Source organism: Burkholderia sp. RS01 (assembly GCF_039748055.1).
Taxonomy (GTDB): Bacteria; Actinomycetota; Actinomycetes; order Actinomycetales; family Micrococcaceae; genus Arthrobacter.
Genome location: NZ_JBDLAK010000028.1, coordinates 45,441 through 56,469 on the forward strand (window position 1 = coordinate 45,441; position 11,029 = coordinate 56,469).

At 68.0% G+C, this 11,029-nt stretch carries 12 protein-coding genes; 9 read left to right on the plus strand and 3 right to left on the minus strand.

The window, feature by feature from the left end:
- Positions 1-165 precede the first annotated feature (165 nt).
- Positions 166-1,671, plus strand: a complete 1,506-nt coding sequence (locus ABFP37_RS20345) for an amidohydrolase family protein (RefSeq protein ID WP_347034737.1) — start codon at positions 166-168, stop codon at positions 1,669-1,671.
- Here ABFP37_RS20345 and ABFP37_RS20350 read toward each other — a convergent pair.
- Positions 1,668-2,177 carry a hypothetical protein gene (locus tag ABFP37_RS20350; protein ID WP_347034738.1) on the minus strand — a complete coding sequence of 170 codons (510 nt, stop codon included), beginning with the start codon at positions 2,175-2,177 and terminating at the stop codon, positions 1,668-1,670. The two genes, ABFP37_RS20345 and ABFP37_RS20350, sit on opposite strands and share 4 nt — an antisense overlap.
- A gap of 304 nt (positions 2,178-2,481) precedes the next feature.
- Here ABFP37_RS20350 and ABFP37_RS20355 point away from each other — a divergent pair, with 304 nt between their 5' ends.
- From ABFP37_RS20355 to ABFP37_RS20365, 3 genes are all read left to right on the plus strand, one after another.
- Entirely contained in the window at positions 2,482-3,288 is an 807-nt protein-coding gene (locus ABFP37_RS20355) for a glycoside hydrolase family 16 protein (protein WP_347034739.1), read from the plus strand.
- 227 nt (positions 3,289-3,515) lie between these two features.
- Positions 3,516-3,911, plus strand: coding sequence for a nuclear transport factor 2 family protein (locus tag ABFP37_RS20360; RefSeq protein ID WP_078027536.1), 396 nt, complete (start codon positions 3,516-3,518; stop codon positions 3,909-3,911).
- 168 nt (positions 3,912-4,079) lie between these two features.
- Complete coding sequence (locus ABFP37_RS20365; protein ID WP_078027535.1) at positions 4,080-4,697, plus strand: uracil-DNA glycosylase; 618 nt, start codon at positions 4,080-4,082, stop codon at positions 4,695-4,697.
- Positions 4,698-4,725: 28 nt separating this feature from the next.
- Here the strand turns inward: ABFP37_RS20365 and ABFP37_RS20370 are convergent, their stop codons facing one another.
- A complete protein-coding gene (locus tag ABFP37_RS20370) occupies positions 4,726-5,955 on the minus strand; it encodes a HipA domain-containing protein (protein WP_078027534.1) in 1,230 nt (409 codons plus the stop codon).
- Positions 5,952-6,278 (minus strand): helix-turn-helix transcriptional regulator, encoded by a 327-nt coding sequence (locus tag ABFP37_RS20375; RefSeq protein ID WP_347034740.1) that lies wholly within the window; start codon positions 6,276-6,278, stop codon positions 5,952-5,954. The genes ABFP37_RS20370 and ABFP37_RS20375 overlap by 4 nt, the downstream gene beginning before the upstream one ends.
- 249 nt (positions 6,279-6,527) lie before the next feature.
- Here ABFP37_RS20375 and ABFP37_RS20380 point away from each other — a divergent pair, with 249 nt between their 5' ends.
- The 5 genes from ABFP37_RS20380 to ABFP37_RS20400 all read left to right on the plus strand — a co-directional run bounded on the left by ABFP37_RS20380 (position 6,528) and on the right by ABFP37_RS20400 (position 10,889).
- Positions 6,528-7,271, plus strand: coding sequence for a phosphatase PAP2 family protein (locus ABFP37_RS20380; RefSeq protein WP_260680969.1), 744 nt, complete (start codon positions 6,528-6,530; stop codon positions 7,269-7,271).
- Positions 7,272-7,338: 67 nt separating this feature from the next.
- A complete protein-coding gene (locus tag ABFP37_RS20385; RefSeq protein WP_078027532.1) occupies positions 7,339-8,010 on the plus strand; it encodes a response regulator transcription factor in 672 nt (223 codons plus the stop codon).
- Positions 8,007-8,978 carry a HAMP domain-containing sensor histidine kinase gene (locus ABFP37_RS20390; protein ID WP_347034741.1) on the plus strand — a complete coding sequence of 324 codons (972 nt, stop codon included), beginning with the start codon at positions 8,007-8,009 and terminating at the stop codon, positions 8,976-8,978. The genes ABFP37_RS20385 and ABFP37_RS20390 overlap by 4 nt, the downstream gene beginning before the upstream one ends.
- Positions 8,979-9,047: 69 nt before the next feature.
- Entirely contained in the window at positions 9,048-9,761 is a 714-nt protein-coding gene (locus ABFP37_RS20395; protein ID WP_078027530.1) for an FCD domain-containing protein, read from the plus strand.
- A 45-nt stretch (positions 9,762-9,806) separates the two neighbouring features.
- Entirely contained in the window at positions 9,807-10,889 is a 1,083-nt protein-coding gene (locus tag ABFP37_RS20400; protein WP_347034742.1) for an asparaginase, read from the plus strand.
- Positions 10,890-11,029: the final 140 nt, after the last annotated feature.

Genomic DNA, 11,029 nt, shown 5'->3' on the forward strand with positions numbered 1-11,029 from the left:
ACGCCTCCCCCGACTTCATTGTCAGAACCGTGTCACGTCCAGAATGCACCTTCTTATCTGTGCTGGGAAGAGGGCACAATCACCGTTCTGGACGGCGGAGAGCGCACCCCGGAGGGGGCATCAGCGTGAATTGGCGAAGACGCGATCCACCCATAGCCTGTTCGTATGCTTTCCAGTGCAGCGGACCGCGCCTTGCCTGACATTGTGCTGGCTTCCGTCAGGCAGCCCGGCGACGCAGCCTGCTCCGACGTTCACGTCCGCGGCGGGCTCGTGTCCCGGATCGCCGCCGCGGATGAGCGGCCACGGGGTGTCCGTGTTGTGGACTTCGACGGCCGGTACGCCATCCCTGGACTCTGGGATGAGCATGTACACATGACGCAATGGGCTCTTGCGGCCAACCGGATTGACCTTTCCCTGGCGGAGTCGGCGCGGGCCGCCGCAGACCTCGTGCGTTACCGCATTTCCGCTGCCGGACCGTCCCTGGCAGGCCCGTCCCCGACAGTTGTGGGCGTCGGCTTCCGGGATGCCGTGTGGGATGACGTCCCGGGCCTGGAACTCCTCGACGGCGCGACGCAGGGAGTGCCGACGGCCCTGATCAGCCACGACCTTCACTGCGTGTGGCTGAACTCGGCAGCGGCCAAGCGATACGGCGTGCGGCCCGATGCCGGGGGTCTGCTCCGTGAGGACGCCGCATTTGCAGTGACCCGCGAGCTGGGCCGCCTCCCCGATGACGTGGTGGACGGCTGGGTCCGCACTGCCTCCGGCGCGGCCGCCACCCGCGGAATCGTGGGTGTGGTCGACTTCGAAATGACCTGGAACCGGGACGTCTGGCTGCGCCGGATCGCCGGGGGCTTCGACTCGTTCCGCGTGGACGCAGGCGTGTATCCGGAAGACCTGGAGCGTGCGGCAGCTGCTGGAATGCGGACCGGTCAACTGCTCGACGGCGGTGCGGGGCTGCTGATCGTTGGCCCCCTGAAGGTCCTGATCGACGGGTCCCTGAACACCCGCACCGCATACTGCGTGGATCCGTATCCGCACGGTGGCCGGGGCGTCCTGACGGTCAGCGAAGCGGAACTGCTGGCGCTGCTGGTGCGGGCCCGGGAGGCCCGATTCGTTCCGGCGGTTCACGCCATCGGCGACGCCGCCAACCAGGTGGCCCTGGACGCCTTCGCCGCAGCCGGCGTCCCCGGACGCGTCGAGCACGCCCAGTTTGTGCGCCGCGAGGACTTCGCCCGGTTTGGCGAACTGGGCCTGACGGCCAGCGTCCAGCCGGCCCACGCCCTCGACGACCGCGACGCCGCGGACGCCAACTGGGACGGCCGCACCGGCCGCGCCTTCCCGCTGCGTTCGCTGCTGGACGCCGGGGCATCCCTAGCGCTCGGGTCCGATGCGCCGGTGGCACCGCTGGATCCGTGGCTGGCAATGTCGGCCGCGGCCACCCGGTCCCGGCAGGACGGGCGCGGGCCGTGGCACCCGGAGCAGGCCATCACGCGCCAGGAGGCACTCGTGGCCTCGACCCGGGGACGCGGGCGCATAAGTGTCGGGGAAGCGGCGGACATCGCGGTGCTCGACGGCGATCCGCTGGCGGTGCCGGATTCGGTGTTCGCAGAAATGCCGGTTGCCGCAACGCTGGTGGCAGGCCGGTTCACGTACCGTGGCCCTGGCGTTTAGGTCCCTTTGACCCGGGCCTGGACGAGGTTGGCGAACGGCAGGCTGCCGTACAGCTCGCTGAAATCAGCGTGGTACTTAGCCTCCGCTGGATTCACGTCTGCCGCGGGCAGCTCTTTCCAGGCGATGACCAGCGACTGAGGTTCGGCGAGCTGCCAAATCAATCGGCCGTCCCAATGGCCTGGCGGCTTGCCCTTCCCGAAATCCAGGAACTCCTGTATTTGCCTGCGAAGTCCCCGGTTACCCTTGCTTCCGACGCCGGCTTTCCCCAGATACAGGACATCCGCGTCGTCGATCCATTCTGCAGCCAGGGCTTCCGCGCGCAACGAGGGGTCCTTCTTCTTGAAGACTCCGGCCGTGCTCTTCACCAGGAACCGCGGCTCAAAGCCTTCGGGCTTCAGCACCGCGAATATGCCGGGAGCCTGCGGGACCCTGTTGATTTCGAGGCTGGCTAGCGTCCGGAACCCGGCGAATCCGTCCGCCTTAAGCGTTCGTTTGTTGATCGGCAATGGGTTCCTTACGTTCACTGGACCCTGTCAACCGGGCGGACCGTTGAGCAGGTTCCCGAATATGGCAAAGCCGATCCGGCAGATCTCTTCATCCCCTCTGTGGAAGGTATGAATCGAGTGTAGTTGAGGAGCTGGCGTGGGGATCGGCATGGTCTTCTCGTAGCCGGAATCGCCACCCCGACCGTTGCCCCGTGCCGCGTTGTCTGGCCCGGCCGGCCTCATCATCTGGCCGTGCGGGCGCAGTTGGCACATTTTGGTGACAACCGCCCGGCGGCGGAGGAATATGTAGGGCAAAGGAGACCTCATGCTGTTGAAGCGAACGCTGCCCGCGGCTGCCATTGCCGCAGCCGTGTTGACCCTCGCCTCAGGAAGCCTCAACGGAGCCCTGTCCGCGCCCGTGCAGGTGCAGGTGCAGGTGCCGGCACTGCACAGGGAACTGGCCGTGACCGCGGCCCCCAACAACGTCCAGGCCGCAGTCCTCCGGGGATGGGGCCCGGTGAAGGCAGGTGACGAGTTTTCCTACACCGGGGCACCCAATCCCCGGAAATGGAAGGTTTACGACGGCGCCGGCCACGCGGGCAAAGGTATTCGCAGCCCGAAGGCGTGGAATGTGGCCAACGGCGTGGCCACCGTCAGCGGGAACGCCTACGGCGCGACGGGCGGGATGGCGGCAAAGTTCGCCCAGCAAAAATACGGCCGATGGGAAACCCGGATGAGAACCAGTGTGCGGGACCCGAAATACCACCCCGTGCTGCTCCTGTGGCCCAACGGCAACAGCTCCCCAAACTGTGCGGAGGTCGATTACGGCGAATCCCTCACCGACACCACCCTGATCAAGTTCGCCCTGCACTACGCGTGTGCCGGACTGCAGAGCTATCAGACCCGGGCTGAACGGAAAATCGACACCACCCAATGGCACAACTACGCCGTGCAGTGGACCTCGACCAGTATCACCGGATACATTGACGGCGCCCTGTGGTTCACGGACACCAACCGGGCACACGTGCCGCCGGTCGGAATGCACCAAACCCTCCAACTCGACTGGTTCCCGACCGGAAAGCCCACCAAGCCAAGTTGGATGCAGGTCGACTGGGTCCGCGTATACCGATGACACCCGCGATGCCTGGCGGTCCGGGTGAGATCGGCACCGCTCCCGGGGGTGTCGCAGGCCGAGAGCGCGGACCAACGGTCCTGTAACGCCTGGCCCCGGACCTTTGTCAGTGCTGCGTGATTAGGCCACTGAGCACTCAGCAAAATCGTCATCGACAAGCGTACTGGCCAGGAATAGCCTTGACCCGTCCGAGAGTGTTCCGACAATGGAGACGGAGAGGTCCGGAAATGGGAACCCAGGAAAATGTTGAACTGATTCGGCGCGGCTACGAGGCCTTCGACGCCGGGGATGTGGACACACTCCGCGAATTATTCGCGGAGGACGCAGTCTGGCACGGCGCAGGAAACGGCGTGCTATCGGGAACCAAGCAGGGACGCGAGGCCATCCTGGCCTATTTCGGCGAGCTGGCGACGCGCTCTGACGGAAGCTTCAAGGTGACACTTCAGGAGATCATCGGAGGGGACAACCACATCATCGGGCTGCAGCACAACCACGCCGAGACCAACGGCAAGACGCTGGACACGGATGGAGCCCTGACGTTCCAGCTTCGCGACGGAAAGATCACCGAAGGCCGGGAGTTCTACGAAGACACCGCCCGGGGAGACGCCTTCTGGGCGGAATAACAAACCGGGAGGCCCGGCCGTTCGTTCGTGGAACGGCCGGGTCCTCCTCTGGCCCGAAGTCCCGCCGATCCCGCTCCTTAGCGTCCGGACCTGCCCACCCACCGCGCCAAAAGCGTACAGTGGAACAAGACGCCTGATTCTGGACGCCGTGCTGCTGAGGGAGAGATCGTGACGATTGACTGGGACGAAAAAAAGGCCCTGCTACAGGAACCGAACATCGCGGCGGTGACGCAGCTTTGCGACGAACTCATGGAAAAGAAGCCGGGATCCACCGTCCCCTACATCGACCCCGTCCATGACGAGGACGAATGCAGGATCGTCAGCCTCCACGTCAGCCCCGGCAAGGGCACCGAGTCCGGCTTCGTCTCGCACTTCAACGACGACGAGGCCGCACGCCGGGCCACGCAGATCTACCAACTCGCCGAACTGGACCCCCGTTACGTCATGCCCTGGAACGCGTACCCCTGGGTGCGGGATCCGGACATGCCGTCAGCCCTGAACGTCCAGGAAAAAACGGACGGCCTGCGCCCCTTCCGCCAGTTCCTGAAAATCAACAGACGCGTCTCAGCCGTCATCGCCCACGGCACAGACGCCGCCACCTTCCTCACCCTCTTCGAGAAGACCTACCACTCCTCGCTGAAGAACAGCGGCATCAAAATCTACAAGGCCAGCGCGCTCGGCGGGCGGGCCTTTGCTGTTTCCGAAGCCAAGCAGGAGGAGCTCCTCACCAAGAGCGTCGACATCTACAAAGACGCCATGCAGCGGGCAGGCATCCAGCACCTGTAGATCCGACGCAGCCTACCCGTCTAGCCGCCTACCCTTCCAGCAGCCTCCGCCGGTGTTTGAGTTCCTTGACCCACGCCCTGGTAACCATGTCCGGGAAAGGTGAGGCGCCGCCGTCGTGAGTTGACGCGAAGGCCGCGCCCGCTTCCAGGTCCGCGAGCAGCGGGCCGGCCGCCCGCAAGGCCAATTCCACCACCTGCGTGGCCGCGCGCTCCGTCAGCCCGAGCTCGCTGGCCCAGCCCAGGAAGTGCCTCCGCGAGATCCCGCTCCGCTTGCCTCCGAGCGTCAGGGCGAGCGTCTTGTCGCCGTAGACCACTGTGGAGGGGATGTCGTACACGGGCGCGATGGACCATTCCCCGTGCAGCTGCTGCACCATGGACACGTTCTTGGCATGCAGGTCCCCGTTGCCGCTCAGCCATGCGAAGGCCACCTGGATCGCGAGGTTCCGCAGGGCCGGCAGCGGTGCCGCGCAGTACTCCGCCAGCGCCATGCACACGGTCCCGAACCCCACGTTGTACTTGTCCGCGGGGTACAGCTTCAGCACCTGTGCGCCGTCCTCGACGGCGAGGCGCTGCACGGCGTCCGGCTCGCCCGCCGCCGCCGGCACCCGGTCGAAGCGCTCCACCAGGAGCCCCGGCCGGCCGGCAACGTCCCGCATCAGCTGCACGCGGCTCAGCGGAATCCGCAGCTTCGCCGCATACCGGAACATGATGAGCTCGTTCTCCACCACGTGCGGAAACTCCGGCGCGTTGAGCTTGAGGATGAACCGCCGGCCGGCGCTGGCCACGGGCATGGAGATCATCCCGGCGGACAGCTTATCCTGCACGCCCGCCAGCGCCACGGGATCGATCAGGCCCGAATCCCCCAGCAGTTCGTCGAAGTCCACCGGTTTCCGCGGATCCACCTCCACCGCGTGCTCCTCGGGATCCAGCGGCTCGCCGTGGCCCACGATCTGCACATCCCCCACCGGGTTCCCGCCCGCGGCGATAAGCAGGGAGAGGTCGTCGTCGGCACTCGTCTTGATGGACCGGCGCAGTGCGTTCAGCCGGCGGCCCTCCGGCAGCAGCCCGGTGAAATACGGCGGGGCGGCGCCGGCCGCGGACAGCACCGGCTCCGCGGTCAGCGGCAGGGAACTCGCCACCGCCGGCCCGCCGTGCTGGAGGTAGTCGGGCAGATAACTGAACTTCGTGCCGCCGTCGTGCCGTTCCAGCCGCGCGGCGAGGACGCCCCGTTTGTAGATATCGGCGACACGGTGCCTCATGGCCGGCCGCTGCTTTCGGGAGCGCTGCTTTCAGAAGCCGCCTCCGACGGCGTGACGTGCGGCCGGCTGACGTCCGACGGCGGCTGCCTCACCAGGGCGCGGGCTGCTTCCCGGGACCGTGTGCTGAGCCGGAGTTCGAGGCCGAGCGTTTCCAGGACCGCCTGCAGCGAGTCCAGCTGGACACTTGGTTTGCCCTGCTCGACGAAACGGACAAACCGCTCCGAGACGCCGGCCATGTCGGCGACGTCCTGCTGGCTCAGCCGCAAGGCGGCCCTGCGCGCCCGGACTTCATCGGCAAGGTAATCAGCGAAGTTAGCGGCCATGCGTGGACTCCACGATAGGAACGAACGTACCGAAATCAGCTCAGGACCAGTCTATTTCCCCCATATAGGGTGAGGCAAGGGCATTTCGGCACGAACGTACCGCCGCGCGCCGCGGCCGGAAAGGCATCGGAACCCCGGTTCCGAAGTTCTTAGAAAGTTCTTAGCATCCACCTCGCAGACTGGATCGAGGCGCCACGCCGCACCGGCGCGCGGCCGCACTGCCGCCCCAGCACACCAGGAGACGTACCCGTGAGCAGCACTGAACTTTCCGCCGACCAAGCGGCGGCTCGCACACGGATGGCCATCCTCCCGCAGCTGCGCCACTGGATCGTGCTGCCGCTGGTCTCCGCCGCGCTGATCGCAGCCGCCGGCCTCACTGTTGCGTCGGCGCCCGCCGTCACCGCGGCGGACCTGTCCGTCGATGCGGCCCTGAGCCACGAGCATTCCGCGCCGCTGACGGCAATCGCCCTGTTCATCAACACGGTGTTTAGCCCGGTGGGCGGCGTGCTGATGATTGCCGCGGTGTGCCTGTTCCTCCTGGTCGTCCGCCGGAGTCCGGTAAATGCCGTGGCCACCGGGCTGGTCGCTGCGGCAGCGTGGGTCAGTTGCGAGCTCTTCAAGTTCGTGGTGGGCCGCCACCGGCCGGACGCGAGCGCACTCTTTGACCCCCTGGTCCCGGAACCGGGAACCGACAGCTTCCCCAGCGGTCACACCTCCCTGGCCGTTGCCTTGGCTATCGCCGTCTTCCTGCTCGCCCGGGGCACGCGCTGGCAGTGGCCGGCGCTGGCGGGCGGCGCTGGCGTGGCCGTGGCGGTTGCCCTGTCCCGCCTGTATCTGGGCGTCCACTACCCAACTGACGTGGCGGCGTCGTTCCTCTCATCGCTGACCGGGGCGGCCTTCACCACCGGATTGTGGAACGCGTACGGGCTGGCAGTGCTGGCCAGGCTTCCGCTGCTGGGCCGCCTGGGTCCGGTCCCGGCCCCAGGCTCCTGAGGACGCGCCAGCCAGTAAACACTGCTCCGATGCCTGCGGAGCCGCCGGTGTTGGCAGAATGGACGTAATGGACGCGAACCCCAAGAAGCGCGTGCTGCTGGTGGAGGACGACCGGCAGCTCGGTCCCCTCATCGTTGAGCTCATCGGTGACGACTTCGACGTGACCCTCGCCCGGGACGGGCAGCAGGGCCTGCACCTTGGCTTATCGCAGGACTGGGACGTGCTGGTGGTGGACCGGGGACTGCCGCTCCTGGACGGCGCCGCGCTCGTCACGGCGCTCCGGGACAAGGGCGTCAGCACGCCCGTGCTGATCCTCACCGCACTGGGCACGGTTCAGGACAGGGTGGACGGGCTCGACGCCGGCGCCAACGACTACCTCGTGAAGCCGTTCGACGCCGATGAGCTCGCCGCCCGGCTCCGCGCCCTGACGCGCACCTATGCGCCGGCCCCGCAGACGGTGACGCTCGGGGACTGGACATACGACGCCGGGTCCCGGCTCCTGCTGTCGCCATACGGCCACCGCGTGCCGCTGTCACCCAAGGAAGGGTCGCTTCTCATGGCCTTGGCCGCCGAACCGGACCGGGTGTTCTCGCGTACTGAGCTGCTCGCGAAGGTGTTCACCGACGGCGACCAGCCCGGTGCCGTCGACACCTACGTGCACTACGTGCGCCGGAAGGCGGGCCGGGACGTCATCCGCACCGTGCATGGCACCGGCTACCAGTTGGGAGAACCGTCGTGACGCCGTCCGCCGCCGACCGGCGGATCCTGCGTGCCGCCGCGCGCAAGGTCAGCACCCAGATCGCACTCGTGTGCGCCGCGGCCCTTGCCGTGGTGATTGTGGCCCTGGTCCTGTTCGCCCTGTTCCGGTCGCAACCGGCCGAGCTCGCTGAGCACCCCGCTGGAACCGGCCGGATCTACATTGACGAGGCGGATGCGCTGCTGGCCCTGATCCTCGGCGGCGTCCTGGCCGTAGTTCTGGCTGCCGCCGCAGGACTCATCAGCGCCCGGAGTGCGGTGAAACCGCTGGGTGAGGCCCTGGCGGCGCAGCGGCGCTTCGTGCAGGACGCCAGCCACGAGCTGCGCACGCCGCTGGCCATTCTCGATGCCCGGCTGCAGCTCGCCCAGCGCAAAGCGGGCCCGGACAGCGCCGCCGCGCCCACCCTCGCACGCCTCCGCGAGGACAGCGCCGGGCTGGCGGAACTCGTGGAGGATCTGCTGCTGATGTCCGTTGCCACGGCCGGCGAAACAGCCGAACCGGTCAACGCCACGGCCATTGTTGCGGACGTGGCGGACGACTTCGGACTCCTCACCAGCAGCGCGGCCATCCAGCTGGACTACTCCGCCACGGGCGAAGCGCGGGTACGGGTGCCTGCGCATCTGCTGCGGCGCATGGTGACCGCCCTGCTCGACAACGCGATCTCACATACTCCGCAGTCCGGCCGGATCGGGGTATCCGTCGACACCGCCGGACGCACAGTGCGCATCAGCGTCCGGGACACCGGCCCGGGCATCACCGGCATCTCGCCGGACCGGATCTTCGACCGTTTTGCCCGCGGCCTTCCTGCGGACCATGAGCCCGCCCGGCAGGGCTACGGGATCGGCCTGGCCCTGGTCAAGGACGCTGCCCTGCGCCATGGCGGGGACGTCCGCGTGGCCGGCACGGGGCCGGACGGAACATCGCTCTGCCTCGAGTTGCCGGCGGCATAGGTCCCCGCTGCGGGTTTCTCGGCGCAGGCCGGGTTGACACACCACTGTGACCCGTGCCATATTTCAAGGGTGAACCTGTCAGACAGCCGGACAGCCGGACAGCAAAGTGGCGGAGCCGCTCCGCTTGCCCGCCTCAGCGCCGCCGAGGCTGTCTTCAACGCCATCCGCGGCGACATCGAAAGCGGCCGGGCCGCCGTGGGCGCCAAGCTCAACTCCGAGGCGGCCCTTGCCCAGCAGTACGGCGTGAGCCGCTCGGTGATCCGCGAGGCGCTCCGGTCCTGCACCGCCCTCGGCCTCACCGTGACGCGCACCGGCCGCGGCACGTTTGTCGTCGCCGACCACGTGGCCAATGACCTGGTGCTCGGCCAGTTCTCGGCCCGGGACCTGACCGAAGCACGCCCGCACATCGAAGTTCCCGCCGCCGGACTTGCCGCAGAGCGCCGGACCGCCGAGGACCTGGACATTCTTCGGGCGCTGGTGGCGTCCATGGCCGGGGAGACCGATCCCGAGGCCTGGGTGCTGCTCGATGCCGGTTTCCATGCCGCCATTGCCCGGGCCAGCGGCAACAAGGTCTTCGAAAGCGTCGTGGCGGACATCCGTGACGCCCTGGCCCACCAGTCCGAAACCCTGAACCTGGTGACCGACCGCCAGCACGCCTCCGACGTCGAACACCAGCGCATCCTTCATGCCATCGAAGCCGGATCCGCCGCTGAGGCCAGCGCCGCCATGAGCGCGCACCTTCGCGCAGTGGGCGATGCCCTCGACTCCATCCTCAGCCAGTAATTCTCAGCCAGTAACCGCCCCGCCAGATAACAGCCCAAGGACTCCATGCTTTCCCCTGCCTTGCCCGTCCATGCCGACGCCCGGGACCACACAGCCCCCGACTTCCCGGCCCTGCCCCGGCACGCCGCCCTGGCGGTCCAGACCCGCGACGGCCTCGTGGAAAGCGTCCACTACGGCTCGCTGATCGCCACCGCGCCCGACGGCAGCACCCTGCTTTCAGCCGGGGAGCCGCTGGCGGCGTTCTATCCGCGATCCTCGCTCAAGCCCCTGCAGGCCGTGGCAATGGTCCGGGCCGGGCTCGACCTCCCCGCCGACCTCCTGGCCCTCACGGCCGCGAGCCACTCCGGTTCCGCCGAGCACCGCGACGGCGCCCTCCGCATCCTCGAGCTCCACGGGCTCACGGCCTCGGCCCTGGAAAACAGCACGGACCTCCCCTACGGCGTCCCCGAGCGCGAGGAATGGCTCCGCGAAGGCGGGCTCCCCACCCGGATCGCCCAGAACTGCTCCGGCAAGCACGCCGCCATGGCCGCCACCTGCGTTATCAACGGCTGGCCGGTCCGGGGCTACCTCGACCCCGGGCACCCGCTGCAGAAACTCGTGGCGGAGACCGTCGCGGAACTGACCGGCGAGGAGCCGTCCGGCACCAGCACCGACGGCTGCGGCACCCCGCTGTTCGCGCTGACGCTGGCCGGAATGGGCCGCGCCTTCGGCCGCCTGGCCGCCGCGGAACTTCCGGACGGCGCGTCCGCCCCGGAAAGTCCGGAAGCCGCCGTCGCGCATGCCATGCGGCGCCATCCGGAGATGGTGGCGGGCGAAGGCCGCGACGTCACCGACCTCATGCGCCTCGCGCCGGGCCTGCTCGCCAAGGACGGTTTTGAGGGCATCCAGCTGGTGGGCCTGCGAGACGGCCGCGCCATCGCGATCAAGATTTCCGACGGCGGGGACCGTGCCCGCATGCCCGTCACCGTACGGGCACTGGAAGCGCTCGGCGTCGATACCACCCCGCTCGCGGGCATCGCCACCGGCGCTGTCCTCGGCGGCGGCAAGCCCGTGGGCCTGCTGCAGGCCGCAGATTTCCCCTCCCTTGTACCTGCCAACGACTTTGTCCCTGCCAACGATGCCAAATAAGGACCGCCCATGACCGAAACCCAGACCCTCCCGGACGTCCGGTCCGAGCATGACCTCCTCGGTGACCGGGACGTTCCCGCCGCCGCGTACTGGGGCGTGCACACCCTGCGCGCCGTGGAGAACTTCCCCATCACCGGCCA

Coding starts and splice junctions, on each gene's coding strand:
- ABFP37_RS20345 (WP_347034737.1), top strand. CDS start 166: ATGCTTTCCAGTGCAGCGGACCGCGCCTTGCCTGACATTGTGCTGGCT.
- ABFP37_RS20355 (WP_347034739.1), top strand. CDS start 2,482: ATGCTGTTGAAGCGAACGCTGCCCGCGGCTGCCATTGCCGCAGCCGTG.
- ABFP37_RS20360 (WP_078027536.1), top strand. CDS start 3,516: ATGGGAACCCAGGAAAATGTTGAACTGATTCGGCGCGGCTACGAGGCC.
- ABFP37_RS20370 (WP_078027534.1), bottom strand. CDS start 5,955: ATGAGGCACCGTGTCGCCGATATCTACAAACGGGGCGTCCTCGCCGCG.
- ABFP37_RS20375 (WP_347034740.1), bottom strand. CDS start 6,278: ATGGCCGCTAACTTCGCTGATTACCTTGCCGATGAAGTCCGGGCGCGC.
- ABFP37_RS20385 (WP_078027532.1), top strand. CDS start 7,339: ATGGACGCGAACCCCAAGAAGCGCGTGCTGCTGGTGGAGGACGACCGG.
- ABFP37_RS20400 (WP_347034742.1), top strand. CDS start 9,807: ATGCTTTCCCCTGCCTTGCCCGTCCATGCCGACGCCCGGGACCACACA.